The sequence below is a fragment of the Paeniglutamicibacter sulfureus genome (assembly GCF_030512175.1).
GTDB lineage: Bacteria > Actinomycetota > Actinomycetes > Actinomycetales > Micrococcaceae > Paeniglutamicibacter > Paeniglutamicibacter sulfureus.
Genome location: NZ_JAULBL010000001.1, coordinates 200,675 through 224,378, shown reverse-complemented (window position 1 = coordinate 224,378; position 23,704 = coordinate 200,675). Strand labels below are relative to the sequence as shown.

Annotated in this window: 25 protein-coding genes; 17 read left to right on the top strand and 8 right to left on the bottom strand. The window is 64.1% G+C overall.

Annotation, left to right across the window (positions count from 1 at the left end; translation table 11 throughout):
- Positions 1 to 46 precede the first annotated feature (46 nt).
- From rpmI to Q2T94_RS00965, 5 genes are all read left to right on the top strand, one after another.
- Positions 47 to 241 (top strand): 50S ribosomal protein L35, encoded by a 195-nt coding sequence (gene rpmI / locus Q2T94_RS00985; RefSeq protein ID WP_217390565.1) that lies wholly within the window; start codon positions 47 to 49, stop codon positions 239 to 241.
- Positions 242 to 347: 106 nt separating this feature from the next.
- A complete protein-coding gene (rplT, locus tag Q2T94_RS00980; protein WP_302262540.1) occupies positions 348 to 1,037 on the top strand; it encodes a 50S ribosomal protein L20, sunset domain variant in 690 nt (229 codons plus the stop codon).
- An 86-nt stretch (positions 1,038 to 1,123) separates the two neighbouring features.
- On the top strand, positions 1,124 to 2,032 hold the full coding sequence (locus Q2T94_RS00975) for a TrmH family RNA methyltransferase (RefSeq protein ID WP_264270286.1): 909 nt from the start codon (positions 1,124 to 1,126) through the stop codon (positions 2,030 to 2,032).
- A 128-nt stretch (positions 2,033 to 2,160) separates the two neighbouring features.
- On the top strand, positions 2,161 to 2,595 hold the full coding sequence (locus tag Q2T94_RS00970) for a (deoxy)nucleoside triphosphate pyrophosphohydrolase (RefSeq protein ID WP_302262537.1): 435 nt from the start codon (positions 2,161 to 2,163) through the stop codon (positions 2,593 to 2,595).
- Positions 2,592 to 3,224, top strand: coding sequence for a pyroglutamyl-peptidase I (locus Q2T94_RS00965; protein ID WP_302262536.1), 633 nt, complete (start codon positions 2,592 to 2,594; stop codon positions 3,222 to 3,224). Before Q2T94_RS00970 ends, Q2T94_RS00965 begins: the two co-directional genes overlap by 4 nt.
- Here Q2T94_RS00965 and Q2T94_RS00960 read toward each other — a convergent pair.
- Complete coding sequence (locus tag Q2T94_RS00960; protein WP_302262535.1) at positions 3,221 to 3,877, bottom strand: SIMPL domain-containing protein; 657 nt, start codon at positions 3,875 to 3,877, stop codon at positions 3,221 to 3,223. The genes Q2T94_RS00965 and Q2T94_RS00960 overlap by 4 nt on opposite strands.
- Positions 3,874 to 4,371, bottom strand: a complete 498-nt coding sequence (locus tag Q2T94_RS00955; RefSeq protein WP_302262534.1) for an eCIS core domain-containing protein — start codon at positions 4,369 to 4,371, stop codon at positions 3,874 to 3,876. The genes Q2T94_RS00960 and Q2T94_RS00955 overlap by 4 nt, the downstream gene beginning before the upstream one ends.
- A 147-nt stretch (positions 4,372 to 4,518) precedes the next feature.
- Between Q2T94_RS00955 and Q2T94_RS00950 the strand changes: the two genes are divergently transcribed.
- Positions 4,519 to 5,175, top strand: coding sequence for an LppM family (lipo)protein (locus Q2T94_RS00950; RefSeq protein WP_264270281.1), 657 nt, complete (start codon positions 4,519 to 4,521; stop codon positions 5,173 to 5,175).
- 118 nt (positions 5,176 to 5,293) lie between these two features.
- Here the strand turns inward: Q2T94_RS00950 and Q2T94_RS00945 are convergent, their stop codons facing one another.
- The gene (locus Q2T94_RS00945; RefSeq protein ID WP_302262533.1) at positions 5,294 to 7,198 is read right to left on the bottom strand and encodes a penicillin-binding transpeptidase domain-containing protein; all 1,905 of its coding nucleotides are present in this window, start codon (positions 7,196 to 7,198) and stop codon (positions 5,294 to 5,296) included.
- A gap of 153 nt (positions 7,199 to 7,351) precedes the next feature.
- Here Q2T94_RS00945 and pheS point away from each other — a divergent pair, with 153 nt between their 5' ends.
- Together pheS and pheT are read left to right on the top strand one after the other, a co-directional pair.
- Positions 7,352 to 8,440, top strand: a complete 1,089-nt coding sequence (gene pheS / locus Q2T94_RS00940; protein ID WP_302262532.1) for a phenylalanine--tRNA ligase subunit alpha — start codon at positions 7,352 to 7,354, stop codon at positions 8,438 to 8,440.
- Positions 8,441 to 8,443: 3 nt separating this feature from the next.
- Positions 8,444 to 10,984 carry a phenylalanine--tRNA ligase subunit beta gene (gene pheT, locus Q2T94_RS00935; RefSeq protein ID WP_302262531.1) on the top strand — a complete coding sequence of 847 codons (2,541 nt, stop codon included), beginning with the start codon at positions 8,444 to 8,446 and terminating at the stop codon, positions 10,982 to 10,984.
- A gap of 19 nt (positions 10,985 to 11,003) precedes the next feature.
- On the opposite strand, the gene Q2T94_RS00930 is transcribed toward pheT, so the two are convergent.
- Both Q2T94_RS00930 and Q2T94_RS00925 read right to left on the bottom strand, forming a co-directional pair.
- The gene (locus tag Q2T94_RS00930; RefSeq protein WP_302262530.1) at positions 11,004 to 12,203 is read right to left on the bottom strand and encodes a hypothetical protein; all 1,200 of its coding nucleotides are present in this window, start codon (positions 12,201 to 12,203) and stop codon (positions 11,004 to 11,006) included.
- Between the two features lie 175 nt (positions 12,204 to 12,378).
- Positions 12,379 to 12,795, bottom strand: coding sequence for a hypothetical protein (locus Q2T94_RS00925; RefSeq protein WP_302262529.1), 417 nt, complete (start codon positions 12,793 to 12,795; stop codon positions 12,379 to 12,381).
- A gap of 82 nt (positions 12,796 to 12,877) precedes the next feature.
- Here Q2T94_RS00925 and Q2T94_RS00920 point away from each other — a divergent pair, with 82 nt between their 5' ends.
- The 6 genes from Q2T94_RS00920 (at position 12,878) to Q2T94_RS00895 (ending at position 17,636) form a co-directional block, all read left to right on the top strand.
- Entirely contained in the window at positions 12,878 to 13,510 is a 633-nt protein-coding gene (locus Q2T94_RS00920; protein WP_302262528.1) for a MerR family transcriptional regulator, read from the top strand.
- Positions 13,511 to 13,568: 58 nt separating this feature from the next.
- Positions 13,569 to 13,829, top strand: coding sequence for a hypothetical protein (locus Q2T94_RS00915; protein ID WP_264270274.1), 261 nt, complete (start codon positions 13,569 to 13,571; stop codon positions 13,827 to 13,829).
- Between the two features lie 159 nt (positions 13,830 to 13,988).
- Entirely contained in the window at positions 13,989 to 14,390 is a 402-nt protein-coding gene (locus Q2T94_RS00910) for a VOC family protein (RefSeq protein WP_302262527.1), read from the top strand.
- Positions 14,387 to 15,181 carry an alpha/beta fold hydrolase gene (locus Q2T94_RS00905; RefSeq protein WP_302262526.1) on the top strand — a complete coding sequence of 265 codons (795 nt, stop codon included), beginning with the start codon at positions 14,387 to 14,389 and terminating at the stop codon, positions 15,179 to 15,181. The genes Q2T94_RS00910 and Q2T94_RS00905 overlap by 4 nt, the downstream gene beginning before the upstream one ends.
- Before the next feature lie 230 nt (positions 15,182 to 15,411).
- Positions 15,412 to 15,912 carry a hypothetical protein gene (locus Q2T94_RS00900; protein ID WP_302262525.1) on the top strand — a complete coding sequence of 167 codons (501 nt, stop codon included), beginning with the start codon at positions 15,412 to 15,414 and terminating at the stop codon, positions 15,910 to 15,912.
- A 260-nt stretch (positions 15,913 to 16,172) separates the two neighbouring features.
- Positions 16,173 to 17,636: an FAD-dependent monooxygenase gene (locus Q2T94_RS00895; protein WP_302262524.1), complete on the top strand. Its 1,464-nt coding sequence runs from the start codon at positions 16,173 to 16,175 to the stop codon at positions 17,634 to 17,636.
- A gap of 56 nt (positions 17,637 to 17,692) precedes the next feature.
- Here Q2T94_RS00895 and Q2T94_RS00890 read toward each other — a convergent pair whose 3' ends face one another.
- Entirely contained in the window at positions 17,693 to 18,205 is a 513-nt protein-coding gene (locus tag Q2T94_RS00890; protein ID WP_302262523.1) for a tetratricopeptide repeat protein, read from the bottom strand.
- A 633-nt stretch (positions 18,206 to 18,838) separates the two neighbouring features.
- Here Q2T94_RS00890 and Q2T94_RS00885 point away from each other — a divergent pair.
- Positions 18,839 to 20,383, top strand: a complete 1,545-nt coding sequence (locus Q2T94_RS00885) for a hypothetical protein (protein WP_302262522.1) — start codon at positions 18,839 to 18,841, stop codon at positions 20,381 to 20,383.
- 257 nt (positions 20,384 to 20,640) lie between these two features.
- Here Q2T94_RS00885 and Q2T94_RS00880 read toward each other — a convergent pair whose 3' ends face one another.
- On the bottom strand, positions 20,641 to 21,126 hold the full coding sequence (locus Q2T94_RS00880) for a hypothetical protein (protein ID WP_302262521.1): 486 nt from the start codon (positions 21,124 to 21,126) through the stop codon (positions 20,641 to 20,643).
- A 73-nt stretch (positions 21,127 to 21,199) separates the two neighbouring features.
- On the opposite strand from Q2T94_RS00880, the gene Q2T94_RS00875 reads away from it, so the two are divergent.
- A complete protein-coding gene (locus Q2T94_RS00875; RefSeq protein WP_302262519.1) occupies positions 21,200 to 21,505 on the top strand; it encodes a hypothetical protein in 306 nt (101 codons plus the stop codon).
- A gap of 350 nt (positions 21,506 to 21,855) precedes the next feature.
- Positions 21,856 to 22,557, top strand: coding sequence for a class I SAM-dependent methyltransferase (locus tag Q2T94_RS00870; RefSeq protein WP_302262518.1), 702 nt, complete (start codon positions 21,856 to 21,858; stop codon positions 22,555 to 22,557).
- A 205-nt stretch (positions 22,558 to 22,762) separates the two neighbouring features.
- Here the strand turns inward: Q2T94_RS00870 and ppk2 are convergent, their stop codons facing one another.
- Positions 22,763 to 23,647 carry a polyphosphate kinase 2 gene (gene ppk2, locus Q2T94_RS00865; protein ID WP_302262517.1) on the bottom strand — a complete coding sequence of 295 codons (885 nt, stop codon included), beginning with the start codon at positions 23,645 to 23,647 and terminating at the stop codon, positions 22,763 to 22,765.
- Between the last annotated feature and the right edge of the window lie 57 nt (positions 23,648 to 23,704).

The following is a 23,704-nucleotide window of genomic DNA, read 5'->3' as shown; positions in this document are numbered from 1 at the left end:
CCCCGGTCCGAAAGGATCCCGGGAGCAAGTAAGGAGAACGGCGGATATGCCGAAGTTCAAGACCCACAGTGGCGCCAAGAAGCGCTTCAAGCTCACCGGTAGCGGCAAGCTCGTGCGCCAGCAGGCCAACCGCCGCCACTACCTGGAGCACAAGTCCTCCCGCATCACCCGTCGCCTGGCATCTGACCAGTTGGTCGCCAAGGCGGACGTCAAGACCATCAAGCGGATGCTCGGTCTCTAACACCAGTCCGTCTTGGGAATCCTGATCCTGGATTCCCGACCACATAAAGATTTTTTGCCGGCCCAATATTTGAGGCCAGGCGGAACAGAAACAAAGGAGTACACACGTGGCACGTGTGAAGCGGGCAGTAAACGCCCATAAGAAGCGTCGCGTCATTCTTGAACGCGCCAAGGGCTACCGCGGTCAGCGTTCGCGCTTGTACCGCAAGGCCAAGGAGCAGCTGCTCCACTCGTTCGTCTACAGCTACGGCGACCGCCGCAAGCGCAAGGGTGACTTCCGTCGCCTCTGGATCCAGCGCATCAACGCTGCATCCCGCGCCAACGACCTGACCTACAACCGCCTGATCCAGGGCCTGAAGGCTGCGTCGGTCGAGGTTGACCGCCGCATGCTGGCCGAGCTGGCCGTTTCGGATGCCAAGGCTTTCGCCGTACTGGTTGCAGTTGCCAAGCAGGCCCTCCCGGCCGATGTCAACGCCCCCAAGGCCGCCGCCGCAGCTCCGGTTGCACCGGCCAAGAAGGCTCCGGCCAAGAAGGCTGCCGTTGCAGCCCCGGCAGCAGAGGGTACCCCGGCCGAAAAGGCCGAGGCCGCCGGTGCCGTCAAGGGTGTCGAGGGTGAAGAGGCTCCGGCCGGATTCATCATCAAGGGCAACGCCGGTTCCAACAAGTACCACGTCCCGGGTTCGACCTGGTTCGACCAGACTGTTGCCGAATACTGGTTCAACAGCATTGAGTCTGCCAAGGCAGCCGGCTTCGAGCCTGCAGGCGGCGAATCCCGCCAGCAGATCAAGGACGCCTAGTCCTTGAGCTCATAAAGCTCTAGTCCAAAGGGACGGAATCGTTTGCGATTCCGTCCCTTTGGCGTATCCCCGGTAAAGTCATTCCCATGAATCTTGCCGGAGACAACGAAGTGACCATGACCAATGTTCGTGCCGAAAAGGTTCGCGAAGTGGCCCGACTGGCCACCCGCACGGGACGCGCCCGCAGCGGCGAGTTCCTGACCGAGGGCCCACAGGCCGTCCGCGAGGCCTTGCGCCTCCACCTTGAAAATGCCGAACATGGCCGGGCACCCGTTGTTCGGGCCGTCTATGCCACCGAAGACTGCCTGGACCGCTATCCGGAACTCGAGGTCATGTCCAACAAGGCCGACGGCATCCATACTCGACTGGTCAGCCAGGAAGTCTTGGCGGCGATGGCCGACACCGTGACACCACAGGGAATCGTGGCCGTGTGCATCATCCCCGAAACCAGCCTGCAGGAGGTAGCTGCCGGCAAGCCCCGCCTCGTGGCCGTATTGTGCCGCGTGCAGGATCCGGGCAACGCCGGCACGATCATCCGGGCAGCGGACGCAGCGGGCGCCGACGCAGTGGTGCTGACCGGGGGAAGCGTGGATATCTACAACCCCAAGGCCGTGCGTTCCACCGTCGGTTCCGTCTTCCACCTGCCTATCGTCACCAATGTCGATTTGGGTGAAATCCTTGCCGCGTTCAAGGGCCAGGGCAGCACCGTTCTTGCAGCCGACGGCTACGCTGCCGCTGATTTGGATGCGCTCCAGGATGCCAGCGCCGCACGGCGCGCCGGGGCCGGGGCAGCTGCGCCCGAAGGGGAACCGGCGCTGGAAGACCAGACGGTGTGGCTTTTCGGAAACGAGGGCCAGGGCCTGGACGAAGCCGAACTTGCAGGTGCCGACCACCGCGTGGCTGTGCCGCTGTACGGGATCGCCGAATCTCTCAACGTGGGAACCGCTGCGACGATGTGCCTCTATGCCTCGGCACGGGCGCAACGACGCGGTTAGGTCGCCGGCCGCGCAACTGCGCGACGGCGAAACACGCATCCGAGCGCCGTTCCGCTCCCGTGCGTGATCCACATCGAACCCGACATCCTCGGGGCTTCCGCGACGCTTCCCAACGAAGGATAAAGACCATGGCCTACAAACAGATAGTCGCCGCCGCGATCCTGGACTCGCTCGTGTCCCCGAGCCGGCTGCTGGCCGCGCGACGCACCGCGCCGCCGGAGCTGGCGGGAATGTGGGAATTTCCCGGAGGCAAGCTCGAACCCGATGAGACCTGTGAAGACGGGGTGAAGCGCGAACTGGCCGAGGAGCTCGGCATCGAAGTGGCCCTGGGCAGCGAGGTCTTCGGTCCGGTCCCCGAGGGATGGGTGCTCAACGAACGTGCAGCGATGCGCGTCTGGTTTGCCGAGGTCACCGCCGGAACCCCGGACACGCTCGAGGACCACGACCAGCTGGCCTGGGTCGCATTGGAACACGAAGCACTCGAGGCCCTGGAATGGATACCTGCAGACCTTCCCATCGTCCGCGCGGTCCTGGCCGACACCCTGGCAGGTGCCACCCGGTGATCCTGTTCACCGGTTTTGAACCCTTCGGCGACAGGGACTCAAACCCCTCGATGTCCATCGCACGCCAAGCCGCGAGCATTCTGGAGCAGCAGGGGATTGCGACCATTGCCGCGGAACTGCCCTGCGTGTTTGCCACGGCCCCGGCGATGCTCGAAGAGCTGTTGGCCACCTGGCAGCCGCGCGTGGTGATCAGCCTCGGGCTGGCCGAGGGCCGCGGAGCACTGGGTCTGGAAAAGGTCGCCATCAACCACCTGGATGCCCGGATCGCAGACAACGCCGGGGACCAACCCATCGACCTGCCGGTATTGGCGGGAGGGCCGGCCGCGTACTTCTCGGGCCTTCCGCTGAAATCCGCTCTGCAGGCACTACGGGACCCGTCCACCGAACTCGGCGACGTCGAGGCCGAGATCTCCTATTCCGCCGGGACCTTTGTCTGCAACCAGGTGTTCTATTCCCTGATGCACCACGCCGGAAGGGCGCCGGGGCTCCGCGCGGGGTTCATCCATGTTCCCTGGATGGATCCCGCCGCCCCCCGGATCGCGATCCATGCCCGGGCTGTGGCATGCGTGGCACAGCTGGCCTTGGCCGGTGCCACCGAACCAAGGCTTGGCGCCGGCACGGAGTATTAGGCACCCGCCTCCGGCGATGGCTCATCGGCGCTGAGTTCCCAGCGGATCTCGAGCGTCACCGAGAGCTGCCGCCGGCCGGCAACCACCGGCATGGACTCCGCCGCAAATTGGGTGGACTTGGTGCGTTGTAGCGGCAGCACTGGTTCGCCGGCGACCTCTCGGACCAGTAGCACGGGCCCGAGCCGTGCTCCGGCGAGCGAGGCCAGGTGCTCTGCCTTGGAACGTGCATCGGCGAAAGCCGATTCCCTGGCGTTCCGCAGGGCGTCGGCGGCGTCGGAAACCTCGGCATTCATCGAGTGGATCCGCAACGCGTCCCCGCCGGCTGCCACGGCGGCCGCCAACACCCAGGTCACGTTGTCCGTCGTCAGGTCGGAGGCCTCGATGTTGGTTTCGGCATCGTAGCCATCCAGCACGGATTCCTCGTTGCGCCAGGCGTTGCGGGCGGCCAGTGCGATTCCCGTGGTTGCCAGATTTGCCCCCGGGGCGGCAACCAACACCGCCTCGATGACGTCCCTGGCACGCTCCGAGGCAAGCCCGAAGGCCTCCGCAGCTTGCGCATGGTGAACCTGGACGGTGAGGGAGATGCCCATGACGTCGGGTACTGCAGTCGCGGAGGCTGTCCCGCGCACCGTGATGGCCGGTGTGCGCCTCATGCCGAAGTTCCCTTGGTCGTGCTTGCAGTTGCCGTTGCGAGGCGAAGACCCCGTCGCAGGCCGGCTGCCACCACGGGGAGCAGCTTGCGTACCGGCCGTTCACGATAGCCGCCGGCCTGCAGATCGGCGGCGCGTTCAAAGATGTTCCGCGATGCGGGATCCGAGGTGCGCAGCCAGGAATAGCCGGCCGCCGCAAAGTACAGGGGGATGAAGGGGAGTCCCAGGCACAGGGCGTATTGGGTGGCATGTGTTTCCTCGTGGGACAGCAACGCGGGGCGCTGGGCCGGCGTGCCAAGGGAAGGGCGGAAAAAAACCACGTTGCCCACGGTGAAGGCTCCCGCCTTGGGAAGCACCGGAGTGTAGTTGCGCGCATAGAGGATTCCCCGCGCACCGCCTTCGATGTTGCATCCGGTGCCGGCGGCCAGCAGCAGGCCGCTGATGGTGCTCAGGTTCAGCCAGTTGGCGACCTCGCGTGTGCGCTCCCAGGTGTCCATGGTTCCCCAGTGTAATCCCGGAGCCTACGCAAAGGCGGGTGGGGAGCCCATGCGGCAATTCTCGGCCAAGGCAATCCAACCATTAGTGTTGACTATTGAACCGGGAGCATCGTTGCAGATCAATGCCCCGAACGTGGAGGAGAATACATGAAGAAGATCGTATCCGTCATTGGAATCATGGTGGCGCTGATGTTGAGCCTGACCGGGTGCATAAAGATGGATGTGGATCTGGTCGTCTCGAGTCCGGAAGAGGCCAGCCTCGACATGGTGGTGGCATTCGACAAGCGCGTTGCCGGCGACATCTCGGTCGAGGAGCTTATGACCCAGATGGGTACCACCGAGGAGGAATTCTTCCTGGGCATCCCCGCGGAGGCACAAAAGGCGCCATACGACGAGGAAAACTTCAAGGGCTACGTCTTCAGCATCGAGAACCAATCGCTGACCAAGTTGGGCGACCTTTCCGGCAGGCTTGGCCCGAAGGTCAACATCGAATACCGCGACGACCTGTACCACTTCTCCGCCCGGGGACTTGCCGGGACCGACACCTCGAGCCTGAGCGAGTCCACGATGACCGTCACCTTCCCGGGGGAGGTCACCTCCGCCAGCGCCGGGGCACACATCGAGGGCAACACCGTGAGCTTCGACATGCGCGAAGCCACCGGCGAGATGACAGCCGTGGCCAAGCCCAAGGACAACACTCCGATCTACCTGTCTCTCGGTTTCGGCGCCCTGGCCCTGCTGGGTGCCGTAGTCGCCGTCGGCACGATGCGCCGCCCCGAGCGCACCGAAGACGTGCACGCCTAATACCGCGCAACGCCGAACTTCGGGGTTCGGCCGCTGAACGCCAAGGGGACCGACAGTCCGGGAAAAACCGGGTTTGTCGGTCCCTTTGGCATGCCTGGGGTGTGCGGCGGAGCGGCGCCTACTGGGCGTCGGCCAGGAATTCGGCAAGGATGGGGCCGGCCGTCTGCGCCCCGCCGCTGCCGTCGCCCACAAACACGGCCACCGCGAGATCTCCCTGCGCGGCGATGGACCATGCGTGGGCATTGCGTTCGGCATCGTATTCCGCCGTGCCGCTCTTGCCGATGATCGCGGGGCCGGGGACGGACTTGAGGTCCTTCAGCGTGCCGTGGTCGACGACCTGGGCCATCATGCCCGAAAGCGCCTTGGCCTCGGCAGCAGTCAACGGGTTCTTGGGCTTGGCGGCGGCATCCGGTTTGGGGTCTACCACCAGGCGGGGGCTGACGGTGGCGCCGTTTTGGACCGAGGCTGCCACCGTGGCCATGCCCAGCGCCGAGGCCTGGACCACTCCCTGGCCGATGCCGTTGGCCGCCAGCTCGGTGCCCGTGGAGTCCTCCGGCACCGACCCCAGGAAGGATGCCGCGCCCGTGGCGGGGCTCATGTTCAGGCCCAGGGAGGCCGCAGCGTCGGCGAGGGCAGGTGCCTTGACCTTGGAAGCGCCCTCAAGGAAGACGGTGTTGCACGATTGCGCCACGGCCTCGGAGAGCGGGATGCTTCCCAGCGCGCTGGAGGGGTAGCCGTCGTAGTTCTTGAACGCCTTGCCGTCCACGCTCATGGTCGCCGGGCAATCCACGCTCGTTGTCGGGGTGTCCCCGGAACGGAGCATGGCCAGTGCTGTGATGACCTTGAAGGTGGAGCCCGGGGCGTACTTGCCCAACAACGCGGTGTTCTGGGCGTTGTCGGTGGGCCCGGCGGCGGCGGCCAGGATGGCCCCGTCGGAGGGACGCACCGCGACCAGCGCGGCGTCGCTGTCCGAGTCGGCGATCAACGACTCGGCAAATTCCTGCAGGTTCCGGTCCAGCGTGGTTTTAAGATCCTTGCCGTCCACCGCTTCCCGCGTCACCAGGGTTGAGACTTCGGCCTTGTCCTGGTTGTAGATGTTGATGCTGTAGCCCCGGGTGCCCGCCAACTCGTCCTGGTAGGCCTTTTGCAGGCCCGACAGTCCGACCCGGTCCCCGGAAGCAACGCTGCCCTTGGAATCTGCGACGATTTCCGCCGTGGCCTCGCCCACCGACCCGAGGATGGCCCGGGCAAAACTCCGGCTCGGGGCCAGCGGCTGGGTATCGGGCTGCGCCAGCACGCCGGGGATCGCCTTCAATTGCTGATCGGTGACGGTGCGGTCGGCATCGTCGCGCAGGGTGATGGCCTGGACGAACGCCCGCGGGCCGGAAGCTGCAACCCTCTCGGCATACGGTTCGGCATCGATCTCCAATACCTTGGCGAGCTTGGTGGCCGAGTCCTCCCATTCCGTCTCCCCGATGGCCTCCTTGTTGATCCCGATGCGGAGCACCGGGCGGTCCGTCACCAGGGTTTGGGCGTTGTTGCCCAGGATCTCCCCGCGCTTGGCCGGGGAGTTGCGCTTGGCGACGTACTGACCGGATTCCAGCCCGGGCACGGCCATCGAGGGGGAGTAGCGCACCGCCCAGGTCTTGGTTTCGTCATCGAGTTCCAGCGTTGCCTGCGTCTGGTAGGTCCAGTCGGTGTCGGAGGCATCGACGTCCCACACGGTGTTGTACACGGCCGTGGCGGTCTTGGGTGCATCAGAGCCCTCGTCCTCGGTGACAGAGGCGAGGGTGACTGTGCGGGGGATCGATTCCAGCGGCTTGAGCGATTCCGCCAGCTCGGCGCTCGCGGTGGCTGCGTCGCTGCCCGCCAGCGGGACCGAGGCGAGGTCCAGGTCCGCCAGCGAACCGGCCAGGAGTTCGGCGGTGGCATTGGGCGCGGGTGGCGCGGAACACGCCCCGAGGGAGCCGATCATCAGCAGGGCGGCGGCAGGCAGGGCAAGGGTTCGAATTACTCGGGACATGGGACTAACTATTGCCCAACCTTCCCTTGGATGTCCACAACCACGCCCGGAAGGGGCGGAGCCAGTTGCGATTCCAAACCCATCGGGGCTAGCACCTAGAATGGGATGCAGAACCAGAGACACCATCAACAGTGAAAAGGGCCGTAGAACCCCATGTCTGAACCCACGAGCCCGGAAGTGGATGTCATTGACAGCCACGCGCCGGTTGTCCCGCATCCCACCGACGAGGCCGGCATCGACATTGCTGTGCAAGCCGCGCTGGCCGCCTTTGCCGCCGCGAAGAACCTGGACGAGCTGAAGGCGGCACGCCTGGCACACACCGGGGAGAAGTCCCCGCTGTCCTTGGCCAACCGGGAAATCGGCCGCCTCGACAAGTCCGAGAAGGCAGTCGCAGGCAAGCTCCTGGGCGCTTCCCGCGGCCGCGTCAACAAGGCCCTGGCCGGACGCACCGCCGTGCTGGAAGCCGAGGACGCCGCCCGCATCCTCGTCGAGGAGACGGTTGACGTCACCGCCGCCCCGCGCCGCCGCCGTGCAGGTGCCCGCCACCCGCTCTCCACGCTGCAGGACCGCGTGTCCGACATCTTCGTGGGCATGGGCTGGGAAATCGCCGAAGGCCCGGAGATCGAATCCGAGTGGTTCAACTTCGACGCGCTGAACTTCGCCCCGGACCACCCGGCCCGCGAAATGCAGGACACCTTCTTCATCGAGCCCGCCGATTCGCACCTCCTGCTGCGCACCCACACCTCACCGGTCCAGGTGCGTTCGATGCTCGAGCGCGAGCTGCCGATCTACGTGCTGTGCCCGGGACGGGTCTACCGCACCGACGAGCTGGATGCCACGCACACCCCTGTCTTCCACCAGTTCGAGGGCTTGGCCATCGACAAGAAGCTGACCATGGCCGATCTGCGCGGCACCCTGGAGCACTTCGCCCGGCAGATGTTCGGCGAGGACGCCTCCATCCGTCTGCGCCCGAACTTCTTCCCGTTCACCGAACCCTCGGCCGAGCTGGACATCTGGCACCCGGGTGCCAAGGGTGGCCCGCGCTGGATCGAGTGGGGCGGCTGCGGCATGGTCAACCCCAATGTGTTGCGTGCAGCTGGCATCGACCCGGAGGAATATTCCGGGTTCGCCTTCGGCATGGGCGTGGAGCGGACCCTGATGTTCCGCAACGAGGTCCCCGACATGCACGACATGATCGAGGGCGACATTCGGTTCAGCGAGCACTTCGGGATGGAGATCTAAGACATGCGTATTCCACTTTCATGGCTGCGCGAATACGCGCAGGTACCGGCCGATGCCTCGGCCGAAGACGTCATGGCCGAGCTGGTCAAGGTAGGCCTCGAGGAAGAGGACGTGCACCGTCCCACCGACGAGATCTCCGGCCCCATCGTGGTGGGCCAGGTCCTGTCCATCGTCAAGGAGCAGCAGACCAACGGCAAGACCATCAACTGGTGCCAGGTCCGCGTGGTGCCCGAAGGTGCCACTCAGACCCTGACGAACGAGGGCATCGACCCCTCGGGTGTGCAGGGCATCATTTGCGGCGCCCACAACTTCGTCGAGGGCGACAAGGTCGTGGTGACCCTGCCCGGCGCCGTGCTTCCGGGCGATTTCCGGATCACCCCGCGCAAGACCTACGGCCACGTTTCGGCCGGGATGATCGCCTCCTCCCGCGAGCTGGGCATCGGGGACGACCACGACGGCATCATCGTGCTCTCGGCCCTGGGCCTTGACCCGGAGATCGGCACCGACGCGATGGAACTGCTGGGTCTCTACGACCAGGCGGCGGAAATCAACGTCACCCCGGACCGCTCCTACGCGTTCTCCATCCGCGGGGTGGCCCGCGAATACGCACATGCCACGGGCACCCCCTACACCGACCCTGCCTCGCTGGTCACGGTGGATGCTGCCACCGCACCGGGCCACCCGGTCAAGCTTGCCGATGCCGCCGGCATCTACGGCAAGGACGGCTGCGACAGGTTCCTCACCCGCAAGGTCACCGGAGTGAATCCGGCACTGCCCACCCCGCCGTGGATGGCCAGCCGGCTGAACCTGGCAGGGATGCGCTCGATCTCGCTGGTCGTCGACATTTCCAACTACGTGATGCTGGAGCTTGGCCAGCCGCTGCACTTCTACGACGCGGACAAGCTCACCGGCACCATCACCGTGCGCCGAGCGAACCCGGATGAGACGCTGAAGACCCTCGATGGCAAGGAGCGCAAGCTGCACGCCGAGGACCTGTTGATCACCGACGAATCCGGGGCCATCGGCGTTGCCGGGGTCATGGGCGGGTCGGCCACCGAGGTCTCCGACGCGACGTCCACGGTGCTCATCGAGGCGGCGCACTTCGAGCCGATCTCGATTGCGCGTTCGCGCCGCCGCCACAAGCTTCCTTCCGAGGCCTCGAAGCGCTTCGAGCGCGGCGTGGACTGGAACATCGCCGACGTGGCCGCCCAGCGCGCCGTGGACCTGCTGGTCCAGCTGGCCGGCGGCACCGCCACCACCGAGATCACCGACGAGGGCACCGCGCCCGAAGCCGTGGTCATCGACCTGCCCGCCGGGTTCGCCTCGGCATTGATCGGCATCGACTACACCGAGGAGCAGATCACCTGGGCGCTGGGCGAGATCGGCGCGGAGATTCAGAACGTCGAGTCAGGCTACCGCGTCACCGCGCCGTCATGGCGCCCCGACCTGGCCACCAAGCAGGACCTGGTGGAGGAAATCGCCCGCCTGGTCGGCTACCACCTGATCCCGGCGACGCTGCCCACGGCCCCTCCGGGCCGCGGCTTCTCCCGCGTGCAGGGCCAGCGCCGCCGCGTCGTGGCGGCATTGGCCGACGCGGGCCTGACCGAGGTGCTTTCCTACCCGTTCGTCACCAAGGTGCAGAACAACACCTTCGGTGCCCCCGAGGCCGGGGAGGTTGCGGCCGTGAAGCTGAACAACCCGATGTCCAGTGAGTTCGGCTTCATGCGCACCTCGATCCTGCCGGGCCTGCTGGGCATCGCCCGCCGCAACCACGGCCGCGGCTTCCGCGACCTGGCGCTGTACGAGGCCGGCCAGGTCTTCCTGCCCGGCGAGACCCTGGGCACCGCCACGATCCCGCCGCTGGGGGAGCGCCCCTCCGAGGAGGAACTCGAGGCGCTGTACAACGGGCTGCCGCACCAGCCGACGCACATTGCCGCGGTGCTCACCGGACACGATTCGCCGGTTGCCGCCGCACACGTCCCGCGCGTCTACGACTGGGCCGATGCGCTGGACACCGCCAAGCTGGTCGGTGACGTGCTGGGCGTCGAGGTCGTCGTCTCGCAGGGTTCGCACCAGGCATTCCACCCGGGACGCACCGCGGCCCTGGCGCTTCGCAACGGCACGCACGTCGGCTACGCCGGCGAACTGCATCCGAAGCTGTTGGCCGAGCTGGACTTGCCCGAGCGCACCGTCGCGATGGAAATCAACGCGGACGAGCTCTTCGAGGCCGCTGCCGACGTGATCGTGGCCAAGGAGATCTCTACCTTCCCGATCTCCACCCAGGACGTGGCCCTGGTGGTTGATGCGCACGTGGTGGCGGCAGAGGTGCTCGAGACCCTGCGCGAAGGCGCTGGGGAACTGCTCGAGGACCTTGCACTCTTCGACGTGTACTCGGGCACCGGGATTCCGGAAGGCAAGAAGTCGCTGGCCTTCGGCCTGCGCTTCCGTGCCGCGGATCGCACGCTGACAGCCGACGAAGCTTCCGAGGCGCGTGCTGCCGCGGTGGCACTTGCCGCCGAGCGGTTCGGAGCCGTGCAGCGCTAACGCCCGCCGGCAACACGGGCTACGAAGGCCGGCCACCTCCCGCGAAATCGCGGGCGGTGGCCGGCCTTCGGCGTTCGTTGTATTCGTCGTGTAGATCCTTGATGGCCTCGCGGACAATAGGCTGCGCGACGAGGGTTCCGGCGGTGTATTCCAAGACCCCGGCTTCCAGCCAAGCGAAGATGGAGGCGGATAATTCGCCATACCGTTCCGCTAGCCGGTCCTGGATGTCTTCGCCGAGGGTCAACATGTTCGTTTCCGTGGTGGCCCGTTCAACGGATGGTTGCTTGGAGACGTCAGCAAGGAGGGCCAAGCGTTCCTCGGCCCGTCGAAGGCCTGCCAAGCCGACCGCGGGCTTGGCCTCGGCCCAGATCAGGATCTTGAGGTAGGCGGCCAGCAGGCTGCGGATGGCATCCTGGTTTCGTGGATGCCCGTCATCCAGCAAGGCAATCCCCGCATGCGTGGGATAGGGCTCGCCGCTGTTCTCCGGAACTTCCCCGACATATTCGTCCTCGTCCCAGGCGCATTCGTCTCCAGCGGTTTCGAAGAGCTCCGCTTCGTCCATGGCGGTGAAAAGGTCCATGAAGATCGTGAGCGGAAGCGGGTAGAGTCCCGGGGCCAGCAGGATGGGGCCCGCAGGATCTGTGACCGGAAGCGCCAGCGATGCGGTGGAATTCGGAATGAATTTCCCCTCAATCATCTCGTCCAGGAGATAGGCGGCCCACTGCACGAGCGCTATGCCGTGGCCGTGCCTGGCGGGGATGTCGATCGGGCATTCGCGAGGGGTTCGTCGATGGGCAGAGCCAGGAATCCGCATCAGCACCAGCATGTGCAACAGGCCGAAGTCCTCGCTTCCGGCCGTCCATCGGCCGTTGTCTTGCAGGAAATGCAGGTAGCCATCCAGGCGGTTCAGGGCCTGGCAGGCGACATCACCGGGCAGCCGGCGGATGGACTTGATCATGGTGGCGAATGGTCGGGGGGCCAACGCGTCGGGTGCGTTGAATGGCCAGACATTGGCGTAGGACTCTAGGAGGACAAGCAACCCGTCCCAGTCGTCGTGGGCCTGGCCGTGCGTCACGGTGCGGGATCTCCAGGCGATGTAGGCAGGTTCCAGCCCGTGGAGCCGTTCGATTCCCGAGGCGCGCGACGGGTGGGGGCCGGGTCGCCGTGCTTTCGGTGATTTGCGGTGTTTTCGGCGCAATTGCTTGCTCGTCGTGGTCATGGCCATCCTTGGGGATTCGGTGCGGGAATCCCAGCATGGACCGATCCGCGGGTCGGTGGACCCGTGGCCTGCAGGGCTGTGGATAAGTCGCCAATCCGCCCGGTCGAAGCCCCGGGAACAAACCGCCCGCACCCCCGCGAACTGGGGGGGCGTGTTGCCAGCCTGCGGCGTATCCTCAGGCGTTCCCGGCCCCGGTGGCGATCGCCCCGATCCCCACGGCCAACAGCCCCGCGGTAAGTGAGGCGGCGCTGAGGCCGATCAGCAGCGACAGTCGGTTGGGCTTCTCGGGGTTTTTCCCGAGCACCGAGAGAAAGGAGCCGGCGGGCATCAAGATAGCGGCGACCGGGACGCCTGAGCGGGCGATCCAGTCGACCCAGGTCGGGACGTCGAGGTGGTCGGCGAAGGCTAGGATCGCCAAGGACAGAACCAGCAGGACCGCTGCATGGGCGTGCCCTGCCCGGTACCAAGACTTCTGCAGGTCGTTGGCGGGAACCCCGCCGGCGGCGACGCGGACGAGGAAGGCGCCGCCTGATTCGACAGTGATGAGGGCCAGAAGCAGAATTCCGGCGAGGACCAACGTGCTCGGTTCCATGGGGGTGTTTCTTTCGAACCCGTTTGGATAGCTGTACTATCCAACATAGATACCTTAACTATCCAACACAAGGGGTTGCCGCATGCGAATGTCCGAACTTCTCAAGCGCTCCGGGATGCCGCTGGCGACCGTGAAATACTACCTGCGCGAGGGCCTGCTGGCCCCCGGAGAGTCGGTCGGTGCAACAATGGCCGACTACGGCGAAGAGCATGTGCGCCGGCTGGCGCTGATCCGCGCGCTCACCGAGGTCGTGGGGCTGCCGCTGGCAGGGGTGCGCACCATCGTTGGAATCATCGACGAACCGGAGGCCGACCGCTACAGTACTTTGGGACGAGCGATCGCCGTGCTGCCGCCGGCCGTGGAGGCGGACGCACACGGTGACTATCCGCGGGCCCGGGCGGCGTTGGCGGAGATCGGCCAGCTCTGCGACCCCGGCTACGCGGCCGTCGCCCAGCTCGAACGCGCCTTGGCCGCCGCCGAAGCGGCCGGCCTGCCCATGGGGCGCGAACGGCTGCACGGCTACGCACGGCACATCATGGCGATCGCCGAGATCGACATGGCGGAACTGCCCGAAGCCGACACATCGCGGGCCGTGGAGTACTCGGTGCTCGGAACGGCGCTCTACGATCCGATCTTTGCCGCGATGCGGCGCCTGGCCCACCAGGACCTGGCAAGCCGGATGCTGGGCGGAAGCGCGGGGGACCAGACCCGGTAGGCATCGGTGGCCGGGTTCGAAAGCGCCAGCGCACATTCGTTCGTGCCAAGATGGGGGAATGAGCGCAGAAATCCCGGTTGCCGCCCGTGCCACGTCCGTGTGGACCAAGTCCCGCTGGCTGAAGATTCCATATCGCTCTTTTCGATTCGACGTCAGATACGCCGACGGGCGTGAGGAACAAGTCGAGAGTTTGGACAAGGTGCTCCAGGGTGCCAGCTATCCAGCGGATGCGTGGAGCACCCGGAAGGGCGCCGAAAAGGCATGTCCGAAGGAGGGCACCGGAGCCTGGGTTGATTATCCCTACGGGCGGCCGCTGTGAGAACGACCGCCTGGGCTCGGTTCGGCGGGCCAACCCCGAGGCCGGCCACGATCGATCGGTTCACCGGCACCGATCCTGGGCCGGGGCCGTGGCCCCGCTTGCGCCCCTGGCCCCGATCGACCTGTAGCGGAAGGAGAACAGTTTTCGTAGGCTATGCCCATGGCTGCTCCCCAGATCTATGTCAGTTTCCCCGGCACGGCGCGTGAAGCGCTCGGCTTCTATGCGGACGTTTTCGGCGGAAAACTCTCCTTGTACACCTATGAAGAATTTGGCCGAAAGGACGGTCCGCCGGAATCCATCGCCCATGGCGTTCTCGACGGCGTAGTGGCGCTGGCCGGATCGGATGCTGCCACGGGAGGAAAGAGCGTCAAGTTCGAAGGACTCATGCTCTCGTTGCTGGGGACCGCCGGACCGTCCGTCCTCCACGAGTGGTTCGACAAACTCGCAGTTGGCGGGAAGGTGCTGGATCCGCTTTCCCCCAAGCCCTGGGGAGCCTCCGACGGCCAGGTCATCGACCGCCACGGGCTGCACTGGCTCATCGGATACGAGCCGGATTCGTGAGGGACCAACACTCAACGAGCAATCCCTCTCCGGGCGGCCACGAATATTCATGGCGGCGCGGCCGCGGTTCGCAGGTGGAAAAGCGGTTGGTGGAGCTCGGCAGCGGAATCCGAATCGGCTGCCGCATTTCCGGCCCTGCCGGTGGGCCGCCGATGGTCCTGTTGCACGCGCTCGGGGAACAAGCAGCGAGTTGGTCCGGGGTCGAGGAGCGGTTCGCTTCGCTGTTTCGAGTAGTCAATCTGGATTTGCGCGGGCATGGCGACAGCGATCGGCCGGGCACCTACTCGTTCGAACTCATGCGCGCGGACGTCATCGAGGTCCTTGACATCATGGATCTGCGCGACGTGGTGCTGATCGGCCACTCGATGGGCGGCGCTGTCGCATATATGGTTGCCCAAGCGCAGCCGGGTCGCATCGCACGGCTCGTGGTCGAGGACGTCCCGCCGCCGTTCCCCCGGACACGGCCGGTTCCCGAACGCCCCGAGGGAGTCCTGGGGTTCGATTGGGCGGTCGTGCCGGCCATCGTTGAACAGGTTAACGATTCCACTCGCCGCTGGTGGAGGCGACTGCCCGATATCGCATCTCCCACGTTGCTCATCGGAGGCGGTCCCACCAGCCCTGTTCCGCAGGACCTACTCGTGGAGGTCGCAGGGCTCATCCCCGAGTGCGCTCTCGTCACCATACCCACTGGTCACAACGTTCACGAGACGCGTCCGAGCGAATTTGCCGACACTGTCCTGCGGTGGTTGGACGGCACCGGCATTTTCCCGAACCATAGGCCGGCACTGTAGGTTGCTATCCCACGGACGCTGCCCTTTCACCGACATCCAGCGGATGTGCAAACCATTTTCCGCGGGGGAGGCCCCCGGACGCGGCGCCCTGCAAGATCGGGACGACCACCTCACGCCTGGCATCGGGGAAACGCGTTCATTGCCCGGCCGGGTAGCATCGGAGGTGCGAATCATGGCACCTCCGGGAGAGTGCCCCGCAACATTCCCGCCGCCAAGATCCAAGGAATCCGATGCCGTTCAACAAAAAAACGCTCAAAGACGACGGATTCACCGGATTCCGCCCCATCACGGACCTTGAAATCAATCGGATTCCGCAGCGTCAGGGGATATTCGTTGTGTTGCGGCCCGAGGGGTTTGAGCCGCGGTTCCTCACCAAAAGCACGGCCGGAATTTTCAAGAAGAAGAATCCATCCCTGCCCATGGCCGGGCTCACCGCTGAATGGGTTGAGGACGCAGATGTCCTCTTCATTGGCAAGGCCAGCCCCGGCAGTAAGGGCAACCGCGGGCTTCGACGCCAGATCCAAGAATTTTTGGACTTCGGAAATGGAAAGCCGCCGGGACACTGGGACGGCCGGCTGATCTGGCATTTGGCGGAAACAGGAGCCCTTCTCATGGCATGGAAGGAGCTACCTGCGGAGGAGCTCAATGCGGCCCAGGCAAACTACCATGCCGAGTTCCGCCAATTGCACGGTAGGTTGCCGTTCGCCAATCTCGTCCAGGCCCGCGCCTAAAACGCGTCTCCGCTGAATGCCGCGCACGGCAAAACGTTCGCGCCCGCATTGGTCCGCCCGCAAGGGAAGACCCTGCCCCGCTCGGCGAGGATCTGCAAGGGCAATTTTGGAAATGCGACGACAGTTTTCCAGGAGGGGTAGCACCCCCTCCCGCCTTCAGGATAGCGCCGCGAGGGGGTCTTGCAGCAAGACCCGTGCTGTGGAATACACTGCTCTGGCGTGCCCGTCAGCACAGCATCACGCGAAGAGGATGGGATGGGATGGCAGACGTAATCATCGTGGGAAGTGGACCGGCCGGCATGATGCTGGCTGGTGAGTTGGCACTGGCTGGTATTGACGTGGCGATCATGGAGCGGCTTCCGACAGGGGCCTTGACGGAATCCCGTGCGGGCGGCTTTCACTGTCGCACCATTGAGATCCTTGACCAGCGGGGGATCGCCGGTCGATTCCTGGACGAGGGCACGACCGTGCAGACGGCCCGATTCGGAAAGTCGGTTCTGGATATCAGCGACTTTCCGACGCGGCACCCTTACGGGCTCGGCCTGTGGCAGAGCCGCATCCAACCAATCCTCGAAGACTGGATCAAGGAGCTCGGGGTGCCCGTCCATCGCCGTCATGAGGTGGTTGGCTTCATCCAGGACGAGTCCGGCGTCGAAGTCGAGACCGCCGACGGCGCAAAGATCCGGGCCGCGTTTCTTATCGGCGCGGACGGGGGCCGCAGCGTGGTCCGCAAGTGCGCCGGCATCGACTTCCCCGGCTGGGACGCGACCCGGAGCAACCTGATCGCCGAAGTGGAAGCAACCGATGAAGTACCCTCCGGTACGCACTTGGATGAGTCCGGGGTCCACGGCTTTAGTTTGATGCCGGACGGGCGTACCTATCGTGTCATCACGACGGAGCGACAGGTCGGTTCGCGGCAGGATCCCACCCTGGGTGACCTGAGCGATTCCCTGACCTGGGCGTATGGAACAGACTTCGGAGTGCATACACCGACCTCTATCTCCAGATTCACCGACGCCACGCGGCAGGCAGCGACCTATCGCAAGGGCCGGGTGCTGCTGGTCGGGGACGCCGCTCACGTTCACTATCCCGCAGGCGGCCAGGGGATCGGCTTGGGCTTGCAGGACGCAGTCAACCTTGGGTGGAAGCTCGCACAGGTGATCAATGGCCTCTCACCCGAGTCCCTTCTGGACACTTACCACGCGGAGCGACACCCCGTCGGTGGTCGCGCGCTCAAGCATTCGATGGCGCAAACAGCCCTGCAACGCGCCGATGCCCGAACCGAGGCGCTCGCCGAGACCGACGAGGAACTCATGTCGATGGATGAGCCTCGGCGGCACGTTGCCGCACTGATCCACGGACTCGACATCACCTACGACTTAGGGGAGGGGCACCCGCTTCTCGGACGCCGCATGCCGGATCTTGATCTCGATACGGCAAACGGTCCGACCCGTGTCTTCACGCTGCTCCACGATGCAAAGCCGGTCCTGCTAACACTCGACGGTCTGAGCCACTTCGAGATCGAACCCTGGGCCGATCACGTCCAACAGGTCGAGGCCCGGTATACCGGCCCGTGGCGACTGCCCCTCCTGGGTGACGTGACGCCTCCTACCGCCGTGCTAATCCGCCCGGACGGATATGTTGCCTGGGTTGGGCAAGGAACTGCCCAAGACCTGACGGACGCGCTATGCCGCTGGTTCGGCCCAGGGCTGCCAGCGCGATAACGATCGTTTCACGGACCAGGTAGCGCGAGTTTGCCCTCGGGATCCTTCAGCGGGACTCAGCTACAGGGGGGTGTACCTCGTCCATCCAGCGAGCGGAGATAGGCCGCGTTCCCACTGATCGCCGACTTGTATCTATCGATGTCCGGAGAGCGAACGAAATCCACCACCACATCAAGCAGCGAAGCAATGGCTTCATCTGGTCGGCCTGCTGCGTGGAGGGTGATTGCTTCGAACACCCCCAGCGATGGGGACCCGGGAAACTCAGTGCGAGCTGTCGCGAAGACCGCGCTGGACTTTGCGTACTGCCCCACGTTTCGCAAGGTTGACCCGTATTGGACATAGCAACGGCGGAGCAGATCGCCCTTGAGGCCAGCAGCGAGGGCGTTCTCGTAAAATCCAAGGGCTGTTTCTTCCTTGCCAGCAGTGTCATATGCCCCTCCGACTTCGTAGAGCACTCGCGCATTCCCGGGATTCGAAGCAAGCAGGGGAAGCAACGCATCGATGGTCGGCTGCATGTTCGCCCGGTCTCGGGCAGCGAAGATCCTGTCCAGCTCCTTGTCTAAAGTCATGCCGCTCAGTCTTGCACATGCAGCATCCGCTGGTCTGTGGGCGACCGAATCACCCCTTGACGACCGGGAGACGCCGGGATCTATAGACTGTGGAATTCCGATAGCGGAACCTTCCGCAGGACAAAACCCACCGCGTGACGCGAGCCTCACATGGAAAGCATCTCGTGGGAGCGGGACAGAATCGCCATGCGACTCGGTGCGGTGGCAGGATGCCCGCTGGCCCATTGGCCGGGCCTTCAATCCATGTTGGCCAATATGGAAGTGCTTGTCCCCTTGTTACGCGGGAGGTTACCCATCCTCAAGAACAAGTCCTGTGACGCGGCGGACGCCGAGTCCTGATTCGCGATGGCCCCGTCCAGCCCGCGCTCCAGCGAGTCAGTCGTCCCACCCTGGGCGTAAGCGCATGGCCAAGGCCTCGTATCCACCGGCTCAAGTTTTACCGGTTCTTGTGCCAGCCAGCTCGTTGGGGTAACAACGGAAGTTGTTGCTAGTGTCATTAGTGGTGATCGTTCTCCTTTAGTGGTTGCCGTCGTTGAAGCCTCTCCAACGGTTTCGAAGGCGCTTTCTGTTGAAGGAACGATAAAACGATGCCGGTGAAAATCTTTGGCTGATGATCGACGCGGGGGTAAAAATATGACGATTCGGGCAAGGGGACGTCTCGCTGCGGTTGCTTCCGGGCTGGTTCTTGCCCTGGTCGCGGCCGGGTGCACCGCAGCGGATCCTGGGGACGACGCCGGCGTTGTCGGTGCCAAAGCGCAGGAGAACCAAGACAGCGTTGTGTTGGCCGGGGCCGAGGCTGGCATCGGCCAGATCGGCGGCAACCCCGCGGAGATGGCACTGAAAGCCAGCGAGGCGTTCTTCGAAAAGGCACCCGCAGTCGTCGTGCTGGGCAATGACGGCGGGCAGGAAGCCGCCGCCGGTCAGGCCCGCGCACTCGGCGTCCCGCTGCTCGTGGCACCTGGCGACGCACCGGACGAAGCAACGGAGCGGCAAGATTTCTCCGCCGAGCTGGAGCGTCTGGGCGCACGTACCCTCATTGCCCACGGAACTGTGCCGGATTCACTGGCGGGGAGTCGGGAAGTTGTCGAAGGGGCGGCATCCGATGCCGATCTGCCAGACATTGACCCGGTCGAGCGAACCACGGATTCCGGCTTCGCCGTCGTCGTTCGCTCGGGGGAAGAAGCCGCGGAAGCGGCAGGTCCGGCACTGGTCACGGCCCAAGCCGCAGGGGCCGAGCTCCACACCATGGCCTCGCCTGACCCAAGGGCTGCGAAGAACCAGAAATTTTTCCAGGAACACGCGGACTCGGAGCTGTACGCGATCGGCGGCGGCTTCGGGAAAGCCGCGGATTTCTCTGCCCTGGCGGCAACGGCTGCCGGAGGAATGCAACTTCCAGGCGGCGGGCAGATCGTGTTTCCGGACCGGCGCATGGTCGCGCTGTACGGGACGCCCGGGACGGCTTCACTGGGTCTGCTAGGCGAACAGGACGTCGATGGGGCCATCAAGCTCGCCAAAAAGTACGCCGCGGAGTACCAGCCCTTTAGCAAGGAGAAGGTCGTGCCGGCCTTCGAGATCATCTCGACAGTCGCCGCGGCGTCCGCGGGCAAGGACGGGAAGTACTCCAGCTACGTTCCCGTGGAACGACTCGAGTCATGGGTGAAGGCGGCCGAGAAAGCAGGGGTATACGTGGTTCTTGACCTGCAACCGGGTCGCAACGACTTCCTGACCCAGGCCAAGCACTATGAAAAGTTGCTGGTCTACCCCAACGTCGGCATTGCCTACGACCCCGAGTGGCGGCTCAAGCCCGGCCAGCGTCACATGGTCCAAATCGGTTCCGTGGATGCCGCTGAGCTCAACCGCACCAACGATTGGTTGGCTGCGCTGACGCGCAAGCACCACCTGCCGCAGAAGGTCGTCATCCTGCACCAGTTCAAGTTGAGCATGATCCGCAACCGGTCCGCGCTGGATACCTCGCACCCCGAACTCGCGATGGTCTTGCATGCAGACGGCAACGGCACGCCGGGGATGAAGATGGAGACGTGGAAGAGCCTGCGCCGTGACCTGCCCGACGGCATCAGGATGGCGTGGAAGAACTTCATCGACGAGGACTCCCCGACGTTCACACCGAAGCAGACCTTCGACATCGATCCGAAGCCATGGTTCGTTTCCTACCAGTAGGCCGTACGATCACACCCGGAGGGGGCCTTCCAGAGAAGGGTTTCGGATGGCTTTTCCAGTCCCTGCCCGCCAGCTTCGAATGTATTCGGGGGCGAACCAAAAAGCCATGAGACCAACGGCGACCGCCGAACCCGAAATCAACAGGGCCGCACCAAGCCCGAATGCTGCGAGAAAGCACCCCCCAGCACAGCGAATCCTATTTGTCTGGTTGTCTTTGGCGTCGACGCCAGGAACACTTGTCGAAAGATTTTTGGACGTTAACCAAGCTGCACATTGCATGTTTTTCCAGTTGGTTCTCCATCGAGAGTGAAGTCAATGCGTAGGAATCGGGCAGCAGCAGGAGGTTCCGGAAGATACACCCAGGTGGCATCCCAATCGGTCCCGCTTCCTGCGACTTGTCCGGCAGACCATCGATAGATGGTTCCTAAATCATCCGAGATATCCGCTCCAACAGGGCCAAGAACTAACTGACCGGGCATCGCCGGTGCGTCTCCGGCTGTTTCCGCCCCATCACGTTCCCTCAGGTTTGCCCACTGCGATATTTCCTTGACGTGGTGTTCGTCGCGGCGCTGGGTTTCGGGACTGCGGATCCCTTCGAGGTGGAGTCTTATTCCCTGTTTTCCCAACCATTCAGTTGCGGAAAACGGAGCGTCGGCAATCGACTCAACCCCGGCGAACCGCACGTCCACACCATCCTTGGTTGCCACGATGAGATCCCCTGGGGCTGAAATGATTGTCATCATGTGACCACCCTAGCGTGTGGTTTTCGACGCCGAATGTAGCATCCCAGCTCGGTGTGATCCGTAAGATTGTTCCATGAGTAGCAAAGGATGGGCTGTTGAAACTGTCCGCGATGAAATCCTCTCCGCAATCGCCGAAGTCCGCACCGTTGCTCGCTCCGAAAGCGACAAGCAGCGGAGCCACGCTGCCGGCTGGCTCCACGAGCTGTTCGTCGGCGTTGCGGACAGGCGCGGTCTCCGTGCGGCCGCTGCAACAGCCTTCAGCTTGTATGGCGGGACGGGGTCGTTTTCCGACGTCGGGTCGGCCGAGTCGGCTCACGCGGTCGACAGGTTGGCCAAGGGCCTCCGGCGTGGGCGTTCCTGGTTCCTGCGCAACTCTTGACGAGATGATGAGACTCTTCGCAAATTGACTTGACGACTGGCACGGGGAGGGTCCGGCGGAATCGGGGATCACCGACCAGGCCGGGACGAACCGGAGACGACGGCGTTGCTGTCGTGTCATGGTCCATCCGCCGAATCACGGTGTCGCAAGGAACCCGGTCATGCGCCATGGCCGTCCTGCTAATGGGAACCAGTGGGAGGAATTGGACTTTCAGAATATTGAAAGAGGATCGTCCCGAAAGCTTAATTTCGGGTGAGTGTGTCGTTTCTATTATTATCCGTGGGAATGCGGGAAGGCTGTTAGCCTCATATAAATGAGCCCCCCATTCTGAGGTCCGGAGGAATTGGTTTATGACGCAGGACACCGATTACGACAGCTTTGCCGAAGCGTACTCGACTGAAAATGAAACCAGTCTGATCAATGGATTCTACGAACGGCCGGCGATGATAAAACTCGCAGGGGATGTCCGTAATCGTCGAATTCTAGATGCTGGCTGCGGTTCCGGGCCGCTGACGAAGGCGCTCCGTGATCGCGGCGCCAGCGTGACAGGATTTGACTCCAGTGAAGCAATGATCAGCCTTGCCCGGAAAAGACTTGGTGCGGAAGCAGATCTGCTGACAACCGACCTCGGCCAGCCGCTGCCATTCGCCGAGGAAACGTTCGATGACGTGGTTTCCTCGCTGGTTTTTCACTATTTGCAAGACTGGCTGAGTCCGCTACAGGAGATACGGCGAGTACTGCGACCCGGAGGCCGACTCATCATGTCTGTCAACCATCCGATCCTCTACCCATGGACCAACCCCGGTTCCGACTACTTCAAGCTCACGAAGTATTCAGATGAGCACACGTTCAATGGCCAACCGGCGATCCTCACATATTGGCATCGACCATTGCACGAAATGACGGACGCATTTGCCAAGGCCGGATTCCAGATCGAGGTAGTCAGTGAACCACCTTTCTCTGCCGATGCGCCCCCGGAACTCATCCCGCCTCAATTCGAAGGCAGGGAATCGTTCTTGAGCTTTATTTTCTTCGTGCTGCGTGCGAAATGACGGTAATTCTCTCAAGCTTCGGCAAGTGGGAACCAAGAACTCCCTTGGGATTCGGATAACGGAACCGAACCCTCAAGGGCCTGATACTTGAGAAGTTCTGATTCGCAGGAAAATACGGGGTCACGCGGGACCGGACCACCGAGGGCGCTTCTTACCGCACACGAATCGCAGTCCAGCGCCGCATCCCAGCGGGGGAAACCGAACCCTAGAATTCCTCACCGTCGGCGACGACTGCCGAGGCGGGTCCGACGATGTGCGGGTCGGGGGTCCCCACGAGCTCGTGATCCTTGCCTTCGTAGTCGAAGAGGCTCAGCACGTGGCGCATTGCCTCGAGCCTGGCGCGCTTCTTGTCATTGGACTTCACCACGGTCCACGGTGCCCAATCGGTATCGGTGCTGCGGAAGGTCTCTTCCTTGGCCTCGGTGTAGGCGTCCCACTTGTCCAGAGAGGCGAGGTCGGTGGGGGAAAGCTTCCACTGCCGAACCGGGTCGATCTGGCGGATGGTGAAGCGGGTGAGCTGTTCGCGGCGGGAAACCGAGAACCAGAACTTCACTAGAACGATCCCGTCATCAACCAGCTGCCGCTCGAAAGCAGGTGCCTGGTGCATGAACCTGTCGAATTGCTCCCGGGTGCAGAAGCGCATCACGCGTTCGACGCCGGAACGGTTGTACCAGGAGCGGTCGAAGAGGACCATTTCCCCGGCGGCCGGCAGGTGGGCGATGTAGCGCTGGAAGAACCACTGGGTGGATTCGCGTTCACTGGGCTTTTCCAACGCCACGACGCGGGCCCCGCGCGGGTTCAAATGCTCGGTGAACCTCTTGATGGTCCCGCCCTTGCCGGCGGCGTCGCGGCCCTCGAAGAGCACCACGAGTCGGCGCCCGGTGGCTTTGACCCAGACCTGCAGCTTGAGCAGCTCGATCTGCAACAGCCGCTTTTCCAGGTCGTACTGGGCACGGTCCATGCGCGAGGAGTACGGGTAGCCCTCCCGCCAGGTGTCCACGACTTCGCCGGTGGAGGTCAACAGCACCGGGTCGTCATCGTCGTCGTCGCGGACGGAGTAGCCGTGGGCGGCCAAATCAAGCAATTGCATGGGGTTGACCGTATCCGCGCGCCATGAACGGAAGATGAACATTGGGTGCCCGGAAGG